The organism is Bacillus cereus group sp. MS39, assembly GCF_040448665.1.
GTDB classification, from domain to species: Bacteria; Bacillota; Bacilli; order Bacillales; family Bacillaceae_G; genus Bacillus_A; species Bacillus_A wiedmannii.
Window position 1 is genome coordinate 4,930,846 of sequence record NZ_CP123058.1, and the last position, 16,896, is coordinate 4,947,741.

Genomic DNA, 16,896 nt, shown 5'->3' on the forward strand with positions numbered 1-16,896 from the left:
GTATGTATTTCTCCTCGATATTATTATTATTCTTCTCCTAACTTGTCCGATTTCATCACAATTACGTTTAAAAAATCGGATTGAAGAAAACAGTATAAAAGATATTTAAATTATCTTGTTTAAACGGAGAAAACAATAAATTATGAACAGGGGTTAAAAGCATGCATTTAAAAGAAAAAATTGAAACTATTATTTGCGGTCAACGAACTGGTGTATTATCTACTGTACGTGAAAATAAACCTCATAGTACCTTTATGATGTTTTTCCACGAAGATTTTGTGTTATATGTTGCAACAGATCGGAAATCAAAAAAGATAACAGATATCGAAAACAATCCAAATGTACATGTACTACTTGGACGTGAAGGAAAAAAATTAGATGAAGATTATATTGAAGTTGAAGGCTTAGCCTCCATCGAGGAAGACTCCACATTAAAAAACAAGTTTTGGAATAATAGCTTAAAACGCTGGTTACTTGGTCCTGAAGACCCTAATTACGTATTAATAAAAATCAATCCCGACACAATTTATTACATCGATGGTGCTGGTACGACGGAGCCCGAGTTTTTACGACTATAAAATAAAACAAGCCCCCTTTAGGTGGGCTTGTTTTGTCGAAAAGTTCTTCTGAAAAAAACAATAAAATAGGTGGAACTTTCTAAAGATTCTGTTATATAATAGCAGTAACTTAAATAAACTGTATTAAAACAGATTGAGAGGAGAAATAAAATTGATGAAAAGAGAAGAACGCAAAAACATGATTGAGTTTATTGAAAAGAAAAAAGGGATTGAGCGTGATGAATTATTGTTTATGACAGACGATGAAGTAGAACATATTTATAATGTAACGTACTTTTTGTATGAGGAAATTGCAGAGTAGTATAATAATCCCCACCTTATTAGCAATATAAGGTGGGGATTATTTCGTTATTTATTTCGCTATTTGCGGGGCGGTAAAATCCCACTGATTAAAGTTTCACTTTATACATGAGAATGGTTTTCATGTATAATGATGTAAGATTGGAGGAATTTTACTATGAGTTCATGGCTCTTATTCGCACTATTATCAGCAATCGCTGCTGCCCTTGTATCTATTTTCGGAAAGATTGGTTTAGATGGAATCGATGCCAATGTTGCAACAACGGTTCGTTCTATTATTATGGCATTATTTATGGTGGGCGTTATTATTATCCAAGGTAAATTTCAAAATATCGGCGACGTACTGCTAAATAAAAAAGCACTGCTCTTTATCACATTAAGTGGGGTTGCAGGTGCTTCGTCATGGCTATTTTATTTTCTTGCCCTCAAAACAGGGAAAGTCTCACAAGTGGCTCCTGTCGATAAATTAAGCGTCGTATTTTCTATCATCCTCGCGATGATTATACTCGGTGAAAAGTTAAACTTTATGACTGGCGTTGGTGTAGTCTTTATTACAGCTGGTGTATTATTTATTGCTTTCAGCTAAAAAAACCGCTATTAGCGGTTTTTCTTTTTCTTTATATAAAACCATACAATACATGTAACAACTACTGAAATGAATAAAATCCATACTCCGTAATGATGTAGGCTATACTCAACGAAACGCCACTTCTCTCCTAACTTCCAGCCAAGTCCAATAAAAACACTTATCCAAATAAGCGCACCACCGTAAGCGTACAAACAAAAACGCCAAAGTGTTAAATTCGACATCCCAGCAAAATATGCTGTTAAATGACGTACTCCCGGGATAAAGTAACCAATTATTAAAAGAAATGGTCCATATTTTTCAAATAAAATATGTGTTTTTTCAATGTGATGTTCTTTAATTCTAATCTTCGGCCCATATTTTTTTAAAACAGGGAGCCCAAGTTTTAAACCTAATATGTAGCTTAATGTAATACCTAACATCGCACCAGCCATCCCGCTTAAAAAAGCAGCAGTTCCTGACATAACTCCTTTAGAAACGTTATAACCAACGAAGGTCAATAAAAACTCGTCTGGTATCGGTAATCCAACAATTCCACCGGCCAACGCTATAATAATTCCAAAATACCCATAATGCGCGATTAACTCGCCAATATGTTGTTCCATTCGGAAAACACATCCTATGCACGATCGTTATTCCACATTGTGCCCTTTCTATCTTTCAGACAAACATGGTATACATATTCACTATACATTGTTTTTATAATGAACTCTACTTCTATCCATTCCTTTAGCAGGAAGAAAGTGAACCATTAATCAGTGGTGATTTGTTCATCCTCACTAATTTTTAGCACACACCAATTGCGTGCACGACTCCCTCCTACTTCCCTTGTATTCACCGCTTTTTGAAGTGCTAGTCTTACTACACGCAAATAGCGGGATTAAAAAATAAAAATTCATATGCTTGTTTTTTTGTTACAATAAAGGAAAGTTACTTTTCGCAACGGTTTAACTCTCAGGAAAAATGATATATCTAGCAAAAACATAGTTTGGTCGATATAATGCAACTTCTACCTATTAAAAGAACATACACCCTTTACATACAACATCATTTTTCTAAATTATACAGGGGGAACGAACATGACCATTGAAAATCAATTTATCCAAAAGGTTTACTATAAAACATTTTTAACAGAAGAAACTTCTACTCCAGTATCAGAAGTACTCGGTGAAGCATATATAAATGAATCTACAAATGAATTCTCCAACATTTCTAATATCCGCTTTGCTCAAGGTGAATTTTATTACCAAAATAAAGACTTTGAAGCAGCGATATTTAAATGGGAGAAAGTAAATAACGAACTTGCACTTTGGGCAACCAAAAATATTGCAGATTCTTATTTTGAACTAGGATTCTTGCCAAAAGCAGAAGAGATTTATCAATCTATTCAAACGGAAGATACAACTCTTACAATGGAAGTTTCCTTACAACTTCTTTCTCTTTACATCGAACAAGAACGTTTAGGTCTAGCATTTAAGACAATTAGTGAGGCTGTTGCATTTCAACCTGACTATCCTAATATCACTGCAATTGCTCGCTCATTCTATGAAAAACAAGAAGATTGGAATAACGCCATAGAACTTGCCGTTCAAGAAGGAATTCGAACAAAATCATTACACTGGTTCGATACTTTAATCAATTATGTGAATCAAGGATTCACGAAACAAATCAAACCAGAATATTTCTATGAATCTTTAAAAGCTTTATATGCAATTGATCAAGTCCAATTTAAAGAACTTGTTATTGCGCTTTGGAACAGCTATCAAAATGAAAACTTGTATCTACCTTGGATTCAAACAATAAATCATTTATTCTTACATATTGAAACAGACAACAATGACGATTGGCATGAAATTGTTGAACGCTATCAAGATACGTACTTTGAGTTAATTACTGGTGAGCATTTCATGCATGAAATGCAGGGACTTGTACCAGATTTATTAACAAATTGGTTTAGTTTAACAAAAGCAAAAGATGCCCTATTTGTCTCTGCAGCAGTGTTAGCATGGAATGAAGTTTCACCTACAACTTTAGAGTCATTACTCGTAAAAAGTGCTGGAGCCCTACTTTCTAATTCAACAGCTGAAACAAATGTAAATATGGAAACAGTTTCTCATTTATTCGAAATAATTGCTGTATGGGCTGAAAAAAACGATGTGGATTTAAGTCATCAATTTACGTTACTCGTTCACGAACTGTGTGATTTAAATGTTACACAATTACTAATAGCGGGAACTAGTGACCAGGATAAATCATCATTCATCAATTCAATACTAGGAGAGAACATCTTAACTGAGACTGTAACAACTCCTATTCTATTTAAAGATGATAGCCAAACTGAAATAACAGAATTCACAGCGTTAGATGTACACAATATACCTAGCTTTGATGAATTCCATCAAAGAATGGCTACACCTTCCGAATCAGAACTTGAGAAAAAATGTATAGAAATTAAGTTACCAAGTAGATTTTTAAGAAAAAATAAATTTGCATTTCTTGTTACGCCACCTGTTCAAGGGCAAGTGGATAAAAACAGCTCATATTTTGAATACTTACAAGCAGCAGATAGCCTTATTTACGTATTAAATTCTGCTTCACCATTACATGGTGAAGAACTTGATACATTACTTTATTTACGTGAACAAGTGCCGAATTTACAAATTCATTTCGTATTACACACAAATAATACGACCAATAATGAAAAACTAATGAGTAAGATTAAAGTCCATTTCCCAAATGCACAGTTCTTCCCATACTCTCCTTCACAAGAGAGTAGCCAGCAACTTGGAGACGTGACAGAGTCTATTCTTTCTAATCTAGCAGAACGTAACATGGAACAAGAACGTATAGAAAAACTAATATGGTTTACTCAAAAGACAATCGCATACCTTGTAAATGAACGTGTGGAGTTAGAAAATACATTAGTGAAATCCGTACGCTGGAATAAACATATCTCAGTTAAATTAAATGGATTTATTAACAACCTTACTGCTCTTGAAAAAGATAAAATTCGTTCTATTACAGAATCTTATCTTTTAACGAAAGAAGAAATCACACGAGATATCCATTCTCAAATTCCTGAATTATTACAGAGTTGTTCTGACCTTGTTCAAGAAGATAGCGACTTCAAATTAGTTCATGAAGAATTAAATGCTGCGATGAACGAACGAGTTCAAAAACATGTACAACAAGTGCTTCTTCCTAAATTTACTGGTTCTATTCAAGAGTGGATTGAAACAGCTCATAATGAATTTATTCAAGCTCAATCTTATTTAGATGAAATGAGTGAAACGTTTAATAAATTATATAAAGAAGAACGCATGAAACTTCCTTGTGATTTCAAATTACTAGATGATTGGCATCGAGATGTTGTACGCATGACAAATAGAATTACAGTAACGAACATCAATATTTTATTACGCTTTACACCGACACAATTTTTCTTAAAAAGTGCGGGAAAACTATTTGGTAACATGCAAAAAAATCAGTCTATGCTCGCAAACAAATATAAACAATACATTGAAACGGAAGACTATACGGAAATTGCTCAAACAATCTCAAAACAATTCTTCCTTCAATTTGAAGTATTTGAAGGCGCATTAGAACGAGATATCATGATGTTCTTTAAAGATCCACTTAGCATATTGAAACAAAATGTAGAAGCAGCTCAACTTGAAATACAGGAAGACGAGCAAACATTAGCAACATTAAGAAGCAACCCAGAAACTTATCACGATCCGTTAGCATTCTTTAAACTGCAACTATTGCAACACAAATTCGTTTTAAGTACAAACAAAAACAATGAAGACGTCTATGAATTTAATGAGTCTCCTACGATTTAACATAAAAAACCAAGCAAATTTCAGTTTGCTTGGTTTTTTACTTTAATTCATTATTTTCATATGTTCAATTGGATAATAAATTGCCGCTAATTCTCCTAATACATCTTCTCTATCAATAAGTCCCAAACCATTTCTACTATCTCTGCTTATTAGGCGATTATCTCCCATAACAAAAATCTTATTTTTAGGAACTGTAATTGGTCCAAAGTCCTCTGTTAAATTCATAAGTTTTTTTTCAGCTTGTTTTTTATTACTATACAAATACGCTTCCTGTGTCACTTCATGATTCACATATAATTGATCATTTCTCACCTCGATTACATCGCCAGGCAAACCAATAACCCTTTTCACATAAAAATTATCCGTCTTCACAACAATAATATCTTCTCTCCCATAACTTTCAAACTGCTTTGCTAACTTATTAACAATCAGCTTATCCCCATCTTGTAACGTCGGCTTCATGGACGCTCCTTTTACAGTCGTAGGAAAAAACACAAAAATTTTCGCTAAAAACACTAACAAACATGCAATTGCAATTGTTCCAAAGAATTCACGCAAACGTTTTTTCTTTTGCATCATTCCACCATCTCATCATCTTTTTACTTTTATTATAAGGAATTCAACAGCTAAATTTCCACAAAATTCTGAATTGCAAAATTGTAATATTACAAAATTTTAAATAATAATATTCAAAAATGTATTATTTTGATATACTATATCTTGCATTTATTATTTTATATTTTTATTTACTTAGGAGGACTTTTTCTATGAAAGTTATGCTTAAAAATGAAAATACCGGCCAAATTAAACAAGCAAAAATTGGTTTTAGTTGGACTGTATTTTTCTTTGGTTTCTTCCCTGCTATATTCCGTGGAGATTGGAAATGGTTTTTAATTATTTTAATCGCTAGCATGTTTACGTTCGGATTCTCTAACCTAGTCTTCTGTTTTATTTACAACAAGCTTTACATCAATGATTTATTAGCTCAAGGTTATAAAGCAGCTGATGAATATAGCCTTTCTGCTCTACAACAAAAAAACATCGTAGCATAGTAACAAAAAAGATACTCTCAAAAATAGTGGATAGACTATTTTGAGAGTATCTTTTTATATTCCCACATATACAATACACATTTGAGCCGCTACATATGTAAACCAAATCCAAAGTGGTTCATACTTTAATTTGCGCCCTCCAATATCTGTCACGCCTATAATAAAATCAGAAATCACAAATAGTAAACCACCAAAAGCCGGTATCCACCATATTCCTGTATTCTCATAGTATAGGGCGAATGCAAAGCAAGCCATTCCTCCAACCCACAATCCGTAAATTAGAGCTCCTATCGTAAACAATTTATCTTGTTTATCATTTCGTATAAAAAAGAACCATCCTATAATTAGAAAGAGTCCGTATACGAGTAAACCAATCCAAAAACCATTCCATGAGATGCCTGTTTGCAAAAATGCTTTTACATAAAAACAATGAGCAAGCGCGAAAGTAATCATTCCTCCAATTAATCGATGACCAATTGGAATCAAACCTGCCATAAATAAATCTCCTACAGTTGATAACGTCATACCTAGTGCAACCCACGTACTATACGCTACTGATGGATCTTGTAACCATATCCAAATTGCACTCCCTGTTAAAGAAAAACTAAGAATAAGACGCACCGCTAAAGGTAACGGCATCTTATTTCTTGTTTTTTTTGTCTGTCCTATTGCGTACATTGCACCAATAAAAAAAAGAATGATTTGTCCAATTAACACCATGTAAAGTAGATTCATAACATGTTCTCCTCAATAAATGCTTTTTGTATCTTTTTTCGTTACACCTAGTCTATTATCCTTTTTCTATATAAAAAAAAGAAGAACAGTACTGTTCTTCCATTGTAATCGTTTTCCTATTATCTATGCTACTTGTTTTTCGTTCGCCCTTTTCTGCTTAGCTGTCGTCCGATTCACCACGATAATTCCCGCGGCTACACATGCCAAACCGAATAATACAAATGAATGAATTGCTTCTCCTAAAATCATGCTCGATAACAACACACCAAATACGGGTATAAAGAACATGTACATTGATACTTTTCCAACCTTGTTGTACTTCATAATTGTATTCCAAATGCAAAATCCTGCTGCTGATAAGAAAGATAAATAGATAAGCATAAGTATTGCATGTACACTAAATGTAAATGGCATAACTCCAACTTGCAGAGCTCCTATACATAATAGCCCGATAGAACCAAAAATCATTTGGTATGCCGTCATATAGCCAATATCTAATGTTTTACTACCTTCTTTCGCCAATATGTTTCCATATGAATACAACATTGCTGCACTAAGAAGTAATAAGCTGCCGATTCCGAAATGGAATGACAAACTACCATCACTCGGTACATTTACTAAAATGACACCACAAAAGCCGATAGAGACCCCTATTATTTTTCTCATATTGAGCGCATCATCTTTATATAAAAAGTGCGCAAGTAAAATTTGAAAGAAAGATGATGTTCCTGAAATGATAGCTCCTTCAATGCCAGAACTATAACTCATTCCAATATAAAAACATATATATTGAAGAAATGTTTGAAATAAACCAATTTGTACTAACTGTTTCCCCGTTCCTTTTTTGAAGCTCATATCTTTTCCTAACACTTTAAAGAAGAATAAGAGCATAACTCCAGATAAAAAGAAACGATAACCAGCAAATAATATTTGCTCCCCAACTTCTTGTGGCTGAATTCCAAGTTCAGCATAACTTAATTTAATAAACGGGAATGCGCTCCCCCATAAAAAAGTCGCTACTATTGCAGCAATTAGTACGCCAATCGGATGGGTAAAAAATTTCTCTGTCTTCACTTGTTGTCTTCCTTTCCGATCTTTTTATGAACAATATTCATATATACCAAAGGAAGTGTGAAAACACAAGTTTTCAGTTTATACGCAAACAAAACATATCATCTAACGAAAACATATGCTATACTATAGAATAATTATAACATAATAACTATTAAAATCAGATTCAACAGAAATGCTGCTATCCATTATGGATGGCAGCTTTCGTCGTTTTATAGGGCTTTCGATTTTGATTCTTTTTCTCAATAAGAATTTGGAAGGAGCGAGTAGTAATGAACTCAGAAGTAAAAACATTACAAGTACAAAAGTCTATTTCTCATCCCTCTTTATGGGATACATTAAAGAAACATTATGAACTTATATTTGCAATCGCATCTGGTATTTTTATTTTAGCTGGTTGGTTATTCACAAAGAACGATGCAATGAATGTAGGCATTACTTGCTATATCCTTGCTTATATAGTTGGTGGATATGCAAAAGCGAAAGAAGGTATTGAAGATACCATTGAAGAGAAAGAGCTAAATGTCGAAATGCTCATGCTCTTTGCTGCTATCGGTGCTGCAATCATTGGCTACTGGGCAGAAGGTGCAATTTTAATCTTTATCTTCGCACTAAGCGGTGCGATGGAATCTTATACATTAAGTAAAAGTCAAAAAGAAATTTCAGCGCTTCTTGAGTTACAACCTGAAGAAGCATTACGTATTTCAAATGGAACGGAAGAACGTGTTCCTGTTGGACGATTACAAATTAACGACATTATTTTAATTAAGCCAGGTGAGCGCGTTCCTGCTGACGGTACGATTCATAACGGTGAAACAAATATCGATGAAGCAGCAATTACTGGAGAACCTATTCCAAATGAAAAAAAACATGGCGATGAAGTATTTGCCGGTACTGTAAATTTACGCGGTGCTATCGAAGTTAAAATTACGAAGCCGAGCGATCAAACATTATTCCAAAAGATTATCCGTCTCGTCCAAAGTGCACAAAGTGAAAAATCACCATCACAACTATTCATCGAAAAATTTGAAGGAACATATGTAAAAGGGGTACTACTCGTTGTTGCGCTTATGATGTTCGTCCCTCATTTCTTACTTGACTGGAGCTGGAATGAAACATTTTATCGCGCTATGATCTTACTTGTAGTCGCATCTCCTTGTGCACTCGTTGCTGCTATTACACCAGCAACGTTATCTGCAATTTCTAACGGAGCAAGAAATGGAATTCTCTTTAAAGGTGGCATACATTTAGAACGCCTAGCTTCAGTAAAAGCGATCGCCTTTGATAAAACCGGAACATTAACACAAGGTAAACCTACCGTAACAGATGTATATGTTCGAGAAAATATAACAGAAAAAGAAGTACTTTCTATTACAGCAGCAATTGAAAGTCACTCTACACATCCTTTAGCTGAATCTATCGTTAAATATGCACAACATGCGTATGACATTACATTAAAAAAACCAGAAAATGTTGAAGATGTAACTGGTTTTGGGCTAAAAGGAATATTCGAAAACAAAGCTTATAAAATAGGTAAAGCTGATTTTATTGGTGAAGAAACAAAGACATTTCATAATGGTATTTCTGTCTCACTTGAAAAAGAAGGTAAAACTGTCGTTTATATTAGTGATGAGAGAGGCATTCTTGGACTTATCGCTTTAAAAGATACGCTTCGCCAAGAAACAATAGCTGCTATTCGCGAATTACAAAGCATCGGTGTCGAAGCAATTATGATTACTGGAGATAATGAAGAAACAGCAAAAGCAATTGCCTCCGAAAGTAATATAAAGGAATATTACGCATCATGCTTACCAGAAACAAAAGTTGAAACAATTAAAAAGCTAAAAGAAAAATACGGGACGGTAGCAATGGTCGGCGATGGCATAAATGATGCTCCTGCACTCGCTACTGCTAGCATTGGTGTGGCAATGGGTGAAGGAACAGACGTTGCTTTAGAAACTGCAGACGTTGTACTTATGAAGAACGAATTATCTCGACTTTCCCAAGCAATCCGTTTATCAAAACGAATGAACCGTATTGTAAAGCAAAATGTAATCTTTTCACTAGCTGTAATTGCAATGCTGATTTGTTCCAATTTCATGCAATCTTTAGCTCTTCCATTCGGTGTTATTGGACATGAAGGAAGTACGATTCTTGTCATTTTGAATGGCTTACGATTATTAAAAGGAAACAAATAAAAACGGGTCCCTCATAGAGGACCCGTTTTTTTCTAGTGGTAGCTATTATGCCCGTTCGCACTACTACTCGTTTTATGCTTTGGATGCGAACTACTCTTTTGTTTATTGTTGTTTTTATTGTTGTGATTCTTTTTATTATTACTCATGAAATATCCCCCCTGTTCCCTTTTATTATGGAACAAGAGCTCACTTTTCATTACGGGAATTATTGTCACCCGTTCTATAATGATGGAGTAAACCATTAATTTCACCGCCAAGTAAAATTACCCATCCAGTTAAGTAAAACCATAGCATTAGAATAATAATACCACCGAGACCACCATATGTATTGGCGTAATTCGCAAACTTATCTACATAATAAGCAAATGAGTACGATACCACAATCCATCCTACAGTAGCAAATATTGCTCCTGAAATGACTTCTCTTCTTTTTAACTTTCGATCTGGTGCAAATGTATATAAAAAACTAAACAATGCAAATAGGACGAAGAAACTCGCTACTAAACGCGTAATACTCCACACGTAAGAAAAACTATCTGATAAACCAATTGCTTTAAATACCGCTGCCCCAATGACTTGTCCAAACACTGGAACAATTAGCGCAAACACAATCATAAAAATAATCGCTAATGTAAACACAATTGATAAAGCTCTCGTTTTAATAAAAGAACGTGTTTCTGTTACATCATACGCACGGTTAAAAGCATTCATAACCGCATTTACCCCGTTTGAAGCAAACCATAGCATTGATAATAAACCAAATGATAATAAACCACCATTTTGCTCATTTACAACTTTATCAACGTTTACTTCAATTAAAGACATTGCATCTTCTGGTACGTACGGTTCTAATAAATTGAGCACACTTTCTGTTTGAAGGTCAATGAATCCAAGAAGCGTAATTAAGAAAACAAGCCCAGGAAAAATCGCAAGCAAGAAGAAATAAGCGAGCTGTGCTGCCAAGCCCGCTACATCATCGCGCATCGTCCGGTCATACAAATCTTTACCAAACGAATAAGTACGATTTCTTCTCACCTTTTCTAAAATTTTTCTCATATATGTTTAAACGCTTTTCTTCTCTTCTTTATCTTGCTTCAATTCAATGTACGCTTCAGTTTTTTTTTCCTCTACATTAGAGTCTTTCATAAATAGTTCCCGCGCTTCTTTCATACCGCCATCTTCAGCAACTACTGGCTCTTCTTCTGCTTTCATCTCATCTACTTTTGAAGACACAGCTTGAATTTCAATCGTTTCTGGCTTCTCTGCTGACTCAACTTTTTTCTTACTAAAAATTTCTTTCGTTTCTTTTAATGTCTCTACAACAGACGGCGTCAACTTTTTAATTTCTGCTACTTTCGCTTTTACTACATTGAAGTCAGCGAGTTCACGTCCTTTATCTGTAACAGTTTGCACTTTTTCTTTGATTTTCGCATTTTCACCGATTTCAATCATCTTTGTTTTTGCTTTTTCCGCAGTATTTTTTACTTTTTCACGGTTTTCTTTCTTCAACATAGATACAGCTACACCTGCAGCTACACCAATCGCAATGTTTCGAGCAATATTATTTTTCTTTGCCATATTCCTTCACCCTTTCATTTCTTATGTTAGAAAGTATTTCTTTCTAAGCTTCCTCATATTCCTTGTTCATTTCGAATGAAAGCTAATAGCTTTGCACACCCTTCTGTTACAAGGTCATATACTTCTTGGAAATTCCCTGTATAGTAAGGGTCGGGAACGTCTGTCCAGCCACCGTCTGGAACAAAATCGGACAGCCTACCAATATAGCCTCCAGTTTTACCTAAACTTTTTAAATCTGCTATATTCTTGTTGTCCATGGCAATAATATAATCAAACTTTGTTAAGTCTTCTTTTTCTACTTGCCTTGCTTTAATTCCTTCAAAAGTGACTGCATTTTCTGTTAAAATTTTTTGTGTTCCTTTATGTGGCGGATGGCCAACATGCCAATCTCCAGTTCCTGCAGAATCAATGACAATTTTCTCTTCGAGTCCCTCTTTTACGACAAGATCTCGAAAAATCGCTTCTGCCATCGGCGAACGGCAAATGTTCCCAAGACAAACAAACAATACTTGAACCATATTTTTGTTTCTTCCTTTCTTGGTGCATTTCTTAATATATACTTATAGTATAAACAACCAATTATTAAATATAAAGGAAATCCCTACTAATTTAATAGGATTGAAAAGATTCATTAACGAAAATGATAAAAAATGTTAAGATATCCTTATGTTATTTTAAAGGGGGACACTTCGGTGGATTTATCCGTAAAGTCAGAAGAAAACGTTGAATATATGGTCGAAGCTATTAAAGAAAAATTACGTATGGTTAATGCTGGAGCGATGAGAGCTGCTAGCTTTAATGAAGAAATGTACGAAGACTTACGTGACATTTATGAGCATGTTATGAAACGTGAAACATTCAGCATTAGTGAAATGCAAGCTATTACAGAAGAATTAGGTACATTAATTAAAAAGTAAAAAGCCTCGCTTATGAGGCTCTTTTTTATTTCCAACAAATTCATGACAACTCTTCTCTTTCTCTCAACCAACTGTAAAATATTGTACAATGGAAGTAGAACCTCACCTTAGATTTTTTCTCCATACATACTACTCACAAATAATAGCAACACTACCATTGCTAATTGTTTTTACTGGAGGTGCTTACTTATGAGCAATTGGTACAGTAAGACGAAAGATCAAACATTAATCGACCTAGAAACAAACGAACAACACGGTTTAACAGATGAAATTGTAAATGAGCGTTTAAAGCAATACGGTTTTAATGAATTAGCTACAAAACAAAAACGCTCTTTATGGCAGCGTATTTTCGCCCAAATTAATGACGTCCTCGTATATGTCCTTATTATTGCTGCCCTTATTTCAGCCTTTGTAGGTGAATGGGCTGATGCAAGTATTATCGCGCTCGTTGTAGTTTTAAACGCTGTTATTGGCGTCGTCCAAGAATCGAAAGCAGAACAAGCTTTAGAGGCATTGAAAAAGATGGCGACACCTAAAGCTATCGTCAAGCGAAATGGTGAACTAAAAGAAATTCCATCTGAGCACGTCGTTCCAGGTGATATCGTTATGCTTGATGCCGGACGGTATATACCATGCGATTTACGACTTATCGAAACCGCCAATTTGAAAGTTGAAGAATCTGCTCTAACTGGTGAGTCTGTCCCTGTTGATAAAGATGCAATCTACCACCCTTCTATGCAAAGTGATGAGCAAGTACCATTAGGCGATCAAAAAAACATGGCCTTTATGTCTACTCTTGTAACATATGGCCGAGGCGTCGGTGTTGCTGTTGAAACTGGAATGAACTCACAAATTGGTAAGATTGCTACCCTTTTACATGAAGCAGACGATGATATGACGCCACTTCAAAAGAGCTTAGCACAAGTCGGAAAGTATTTAGGCTTTGTCGCTGTAGCTATTTGTATCGTTATGTTCCTCATCGGCTTTTTACAAGGACGAGATACACTAGAAATGTTTATGACTGCTATTAGTTTAGCCGTTGCAGCTATTCCAGAAGGCTTGCCAGCTATCGTTTCCATCGTTCTTGCAATTGGTGTGCAACGTATGATTAAACAGAATGTTATCATTCGGAAACTACCAGCTGTTGAAGCTCTTGGTTCTGTCACAATTATTTGTTCAGATAAAACAGGTACGTTAACACAAAATAAAATGACCGTTACTCACTTTTATAGTGATAACAAATACGATCACTTAGAAAATTTAAATGTAAATAATGATACGCAACGTCTATTGTTAGAAAATATGGTGCTATGTAATGATGCGTCTTACAATAACGAATCACAAACCGGAGACCCGACTGAAATTGCGCTTCTCGTTGCCGGAAGCACTTTTAACATGCAAAAGGATCATTTAGAAAAGATACATGAGCGCGTTAACGAGATGCCTTTCGATTCAGATCGTAAAATGATGTCAACCGTTCATACATACGATGAAAACTACTATAGCATGACGAAAGGTGCTATCGATAAACTCTTACCTCGATGTACCCACATATTTAAAAACGGTAAAATCGAGGTTCTAACAGATGCTGATAAAAATCAAATATTAGAAGCTGCCGGGGCAATGTCTCAAGAGGCTTTAAGAGTACTTTCATTCGCATTTAAACAATACAATTCAAACGATGTGGATATAGATCGTCTTGAAGAAAACCTCATCTTTATTGGTCTTGTCGGTATGATTGATCCACCGCGAACTGAAGTAAAAGATTCCATTACAGAATGTAAAAAAGCTGGTATTCGCACCGTTATGATTACTGGTGATCATAAAGATACCGCCTTTGCAATTGCCAAAGAACTTGGCATTGCTGAAGAAAAGTCTGAAATTATGATTGGAACTGAATTAGATAACATTTCAGATACAGAATTAGCAAATAAAATTAATCATTTAAATGTTTTTGCTAGAGTCTCTCCAGAACATAAAGTGAAGATTGTAAAAGCATTACGTGCAAAAGGAAATATCGTTTCTATGACTGGTGATGGTGTCAATGATGCTCCATCTTTAAAGCAAGCTGATGTTGGCGTAGCGATGGGCATTACAGGAACAGACGTTGCAAAAGGGGCAGCAGATGTCGTGTTAACAGATGATAATTTCTCATCTATCGTGAAAGCTGTTGAGGAAGGTAGAAATATTTATCGTAACATAAAAAAATCAATTCTCTTCTTACTCTCTTGTAACTTTGGAGAAATTATCGCTTTATTTTTAGCGATTTTACTCGGCTGGGCAACACCACTACGCCCTATTCACATTTTGTGGGTCAATTTGATTACAGATACACTACCTGCATTATCACTTGGGGTTGATCCTGAAGATCCAGATGTGATGAAAGAAAAACCACGACATGCGAAAGAAAGCTTGTTTAGTGGTAGCGTTCCTTTTCTTATTTTCAATGGGGCTGTCATTGGACTTTTAACGTTAGCAGCCTTTATCGCCGGGGCAAAATTCTATACCGGAGATACAAATTTATTTCCTCTCTTCCCAGAGAAAATTGATGAAGATGCTCTATTACACGCTCAAACGATGGCATTTGTCGTTCTTAGTTTTTCTCAGCTCGTTCATTCATTTAACTTGCGTTCAAGAACGAAATCCATTTTTTCAATTGGGATTTTTACAAATAAATATTTAGTCTTCTCCCTTCTTATCGGTGTTCTTATGCAAGTGTGTATTATCTCCATCCCACCTCTTGCAAATATATTCGGTGTACATGCATTAACGATGCGAGATTGGGGATTTGTTCTCTTATTAAGTATCATTCCACTTGTTGTGAATGAAATCATTAAATTAGTAAAGAGAAACTAAAAGGCAATGAGGATTATTCCTCATTGCCTTTTCATTTATTTCACTATTTGTGGGAGATGTCCCCGCCGATTAAAGTTTCACTTTATCCTTGTAATTCTTTTTTTATGTTCTCTGTTAACGTAGCCATACGCTTGCGGCTTTCTTCGCGCTCACGTTTATTTTGCTCTTCAATTTGTTGTGTTTCTTGCATACCTCTTGAAATAATGTTCCAAGTTTCCTCAAGTGTTTCCATCTTAATACTAGAAGAACCTGATAATCTCGCTACTTCCACACTTTGCGTTGCAATATTTTGTGCATTTTTCTTAAGTAATTCATTTGTGCGGCGATCAAGTTCAGCCATAGAATCTGCAACAAGCTTTTGACGTTTCGCATTTACCGCTTGAATAATACCATTTTTAAAGATAGGAATCGTTGTAATAAATGCTGTATTGATTTTACCAATTAATTTATTATTACCACGTTGAACCATACGAATTTGTGGTGCTGTAAGTAGCGCAACCATACGTGCTTTTTCTAAATCATCAATGCGCTGCTCTAAAATTTCAACAGAGTTTTTCAGTGATTCTAATTCAATACCTGCTAATTGGTCATTGTTACGCACACGCTCTTCGTACATTGGAACCAACTCTGTATTTAAACGCTCTAATAACATTTCCCCTGCTACCACATACTTTTCTAAGTCTAAATAATATTTTAAATTTTGCTCATATAAACCATCTAACGTACCGATTGATTTTTTCATTTCATCTTGATACTTTGTAATTTCTACGTATACTTTATCCATTTCGCGACCCATTGTTTGGTACTTACTAAAGATCTGTTCAATCATTTTATCAGCTTTTTTGAACATACGTGAGAAGAAACCGCTTTTCTCTTCCGCAAAGTCTTTGCTATCGAATCTGTCCATAATTTTACCAAGTTGTTTTAATAATTCTCCAGAGTCTTCTATTTTTGATAAAGACATTGTATGTAAAATTTGATCAGCGAAACGTGAAATTTCCATAGATGGTTCTTTTCCAAGCTCGATTAATTCTAACTGATCTTTAATATCTACTGCATTATAAATACGTTGTACTTCTGCATCTTGTCTAAGTTGTAAACGAACATCTTGTGCCGTTTGCTCATTTAATTCTGTTTTCGAATCTAGTATGACTGGGTTATTCATATGGCATTCTCCCTTTCC

16 protein-coding genes are annotated in these 16,896 nt (G+C 34.9%); 8 read left to right on the top strand and 8 right to left on the bottom strand.

Annotation, left to right across the window (positions count from 1 at the left end; genetic code table 11):
- Positions 1-161 precede the first annotated feature (161 nt).
- The 3 genes from QEP67_RS25560 (at position 162) to QEP67_RS25570 (ending at position 1,464) form a co-directional block, all read left to right on the top strand.
- Complete coding sequence (locus QEP67_RS25560; protein ID WP_000550224.1) at positions 162-578, top strand: pyridoxamine 5'-phosphate oxidase family protein; 417 nt, start codon at positions 162-164, stop codon at positions 576-578.
- A 154-nt stretch (positions 579-732) separates the two neighbouring features.
- Positions 733-879: a BH0509 family protein gene (locus QEP67_RS25565; protein WP_000817786.1), complete on the top strand. Its 147-nt coding sequence runs from the start codon at positions 733-735 to the stop codon at positions 877-879.
- A 156-nt stretch (positions 880-1,035) separates the two neighbouring features.
- A complete protein-coding gene (locus tag QEP67_RS25570; protein ID WP_000100307.1) occupies positions 1,036-1,464 on the top strand; it encodes an EamA family transporter in 429 nt (142 codons plus the stop codon).
- Positions 1,465-1,475: 11 nt separating this feature from the next.
- Here QEP67_RS25570 and QEP67_RS25575 read toward each other — a convergent pair whose 3' ends face one another.
- On the bottom strand, positions 1,476-2,069 hold the full coding sequence (locus QEP67_RS25575; protein WP_000434853.1) for a DedA family protein: 594 nt from the start codon (positions 2,067-2,069) through the stop codon (positions 1,476-1,478).
- 474 nt (positions 2,070-2,543) lie between these two features.
- Here QEP67_RS25575 and QEP67_RS25580 point away from each other — a divergent pair, with 474 nt between their 5' ends.
- The gene (locus QEP67_RS25580; RefSeq protein ID WP_000151445.1) at positions 2,544-5,306 is read left to right on the top strand and encodes a hypothetical protein; all 2,763 of its coding nucleotides are present in this window, start codon (positions 2,544-2,546) and stop codon (positions 5,304-5,306) included.
- Between the two features lie 42 nt (positions 5,307-5,348).
- Here QEP67_RS25580 and lepB read toward each other — a convergent pair whose 3' ends face one another.
- Entirely contained in the window at positions 5,349-5,885 is a 537-nt protein-coding gene (lepB, locus tag QEP67_RS25585) for a signal peptidase I (protein ID WP_000983292.1), read from the bottom strand.
- Positions 5,886-6,073: 188 nt separating this feature from the next.
- On the opposite strand from lepB, the gene QEP67_RS25590 reads away from it, so the two are divergent.
- Positions 6,074-6,358 (top strand): hypothetical protein, encoded by a 285-nt coding sequence (locus QEP67_RS25590; RefSeq protein ID WP_000867040.1) that lies wholly within the window; start codon positions 6,074-6,076, stop codon positions 6,356-6,358.
- A gap of 54 nt (positions 6,359-6,412) precedes the next feature.
- Here the strand turns inward: QEP67_RS25590 and QEP67_RS25595 are convergent, their stop codons facing one another.
- Together QEP67_RS25595 and QEP67_RS25600 are read right to left on the bottom strand one after the other, a co-directional pair.
- Positions 6,413-7,093 carry a lysoplasmalogenase gene (locus tag QEP67_RS25595; protein WP_001051055.1) on the bottom strand — a complete coding sequence of 227 codons (681 nt, stop codon included), beginning with the start codon at positions 7,091-7,093 and terminating at the stop codon, positions 6,413-6,415.
- Between the two features lie 123 nt (positions 7,094-7,216).
- Complete coding sequence (locus tag QEP67_RS25600; RefSeq protein WP_061672576.1) at positions 7,217-8,167, bottom strand: DMT family transporter; 951 nt, start codon at positions 8,165-8,167, stop codon at positions 7,217-7,219.
- A gap of 269 nt (positions 8,168-8,436) precedes the next feature.
- On the opposite strand from QEP67_RS25600, the gene QEP67_RS25605 reads away from it, so the two are divergent.
- Positions 8,437-10,362 (top strand): heavy metal translocating P-type ATPase, encoded by a 1,926-nt coding sequence (locus QEP67_RS25605; protein WP_001083776.1) that lies wholly within the window; start codon positions 8,437-8,439, stop codon positions 10,360-10,362.
- 186 nt (positions 10,363-10,548) lie between these two features.
- On the opposite strand, the gene QEP67_RS25610 is transcribed toward QEP67_RS25605, so the two are convergent.
- Genes QEP67_RS25610 through QEP67_RS25620 form a run of 3 tightly spaced genes read right to left on the bottom strand, consistent with a single transcriptional unit; the run spans position 10,549 to position 12,458 of the window.
- The gene (locus QEP67_RS25610) at positions 10,549-11,418 is read right to left on the bottom strand and encodes a YihY/virulence factor BrkB family protein (protein ID WP_001226528.1); all 870 of its coding nucleotides are present in this window, start codon (positions 11,416-11,418) and stop codon (positions 10,549-10,551) included.
- A gap of 6 nt (positions 11,419-11,424) precedes the next feature.
- Complete coding sequence (locus QEP67_RS25615; RefSeq protein WP_001085390.1) at positions 11,425-11,940, bottom strand: DUF4075 domain-containing protein; 516 nt, start codon at positions 11,938-11,940, stop codon at positions 11,425-11,427.
- Positions 11,941-11,993: 53 nt separating this feature from the next.
- Positions 11,994-12,458 carry a low molecular weight protein-tyrosine-phosphatase gene (locus tag QEP67_RS25620; RefSeq protein ID WP_000250911.1) on the bottom strand — a complete coding sequence of 155 codons (465 nt, stop codon included), beginning with the start codon at positions 12,456-12,458 and terminating at the stop codon, positions 11,994-11,996.
- A gap of 174 nt (positions 12,459-12,632) precedes the next feature.
- On the opposite strand from QEP67_RS25620, the gene QEP67_RS25625 reads away from it, so the two are divergent.
- Together QEP67_RS25625 and QEP67_RS25630 are read left to right on the top strand one after the other, a co-directional pair.
- Positions 12,633-12,857: a DUF1128 domain-containing protein gene (locus tag QEP67_RS25625; RefSeq protein ID WP_000366197.1), complete on the top strand. Its 225-nt coding sequence runs from the start codon at positions 12,633-12,635 to the stop codon at positions 12,855-12,857.
- Positions 12,858-13,046: 189 nt separating this feature from the next.
- Positions 13,047-15,713 (top strand): cation-translocating P-type ATPase, encoded by a 2,667-nt coding sequence (locus tag QEP67_RS25630; protein ID WP_000073675.1) that lies wholly within the window; start codon positions 13,047-13,049, stop codon positions 15,711-15,713.
- A gap of 82 nt (positions 15,714-15,795) precedes the next feature.
- On the opposite strand, the gene QEP67_RS25635 is transcribed toward QEP67_RS25630, so the two are convergent.
- Positions 15,796-16,878 carry a toxic anion resistance protein gene (locus QEP67_RS25635; protein ID WP_001064402.1) on the bottom strand — a complete coding sequence of 361 codons (1,083 nt, stop codon included), beginning with the start codon at positions 16,876-16,878 and terminating at the stop codon, positions 15,796-15,798.
- Between the last annotated feature and the right edge of the window lie 18 nt (positions 16,879-16,896).

What these genes read in the sequence shown, in the direction of transcription:
- QEP67_RS25560 (WP_000550224.1), top strand. Translation starts at nt 162, where the DNA reads ATGCATTTAAAAGAAAAAATTGAAACTATTATTTGCGGTCAACGAACT.
- QEP67_RS25565 (WP_000817786.1), top strand. Translation starts at nt 733, where the DNA reads ATGAAAAGAGAAGAACGCAAAAACATGATTGAGTTTATTGAAAAGAAA.
- QEP67_RS25570 (WP_000100307.1), top strand. Translation starts at nt 1,036, where the DNA reads ATGAGTTCATGGCTCTTATTCGCACTATTATCAGCAATCGCTGCTGCC.
- QEP67_RS25575 (WP_000434853.1), bottom strand. Translation starts at nt 2,069, where the DNA reads ATGGAACAACATATTGGCGAGTTAATCGCGCATTATGGGTATTTTGGA.
- QEP67_RS25580 (WP_000151445.1), top strand. Translation starts at nt 2,544, where the DNA reads ATGACCATTGAAAATCAATTTATCCAAAAGGTTTACTATAAAACATTT.
- lepB (WP_000983292.1), bottom strand. Translation starts at nt 5,885, where the DNA reads ATGATGCAAAAGAAAAAACGTTTGCGTGAATTCTTTGGAACAATTGCA.
- QEP67_RS25590 (WP_000867040.1), top strand. Translation starts at nt 6,074, where the DNA reads ATGAAAGTTATGCTTAAAAATGAAAATACCGGCCAAATTAAACAAGCA.
- QEP67_RS25595 (WP_001051055.1), bottom strand. Translation starts at nt 7,093, where the DNA reads ATGAATCTACTTTACATGGTGTTAATTGGACAAATCATTCTTTTTTTT.
- QEP67_RS25605 (WP_001083776.1), top strand. Translation starts at nt 8,437, where the DNA reads ATGAACTCAGAAGTAAAAACATTACAAGTACAAAAGTCTATTTCTCAT.
- QEP67_RS25610 (WP_001226528.1), bottom strand. Translation starts at nt 11,418, where the DNA reads ATGAGAAAAATTTTAGAAAAGGTGAGAAGAAATCGTACTTATTCGTTT.
- QEP67_RS25615 (WP_001085390.1), bottom strand. Translation starts at nt 11,940, where the DNA reads ATGGCAAAGAAAAATAATATTGCTCGAAACATTGCGATTGGTGTAGCT.
- QEP67_RS25620 (WP_000250911.1), bottom strand. Translation starts at nt 12,458, where the DNA reads ATGGTTCAAGTATTGTTTGTTTGTCTTGGGAACATTTGCCGTTCGCCG.
- QEP67_RS25630 (WP_000073675.1), top strand. Translation starts at nt 13,047, where the DNA reads ATGAGCAATTGGTACAGTAAGACGAAAGATCAAACATTAATCGACCTA.
- QEP67_RS25635 (WP_001064402.1), bottom strand. Translation starts at nt 16,878, where the DNA reads ATGAATAACCCAGTCATACTAGATTCGAAAACAGAATTAAATGAGCAA.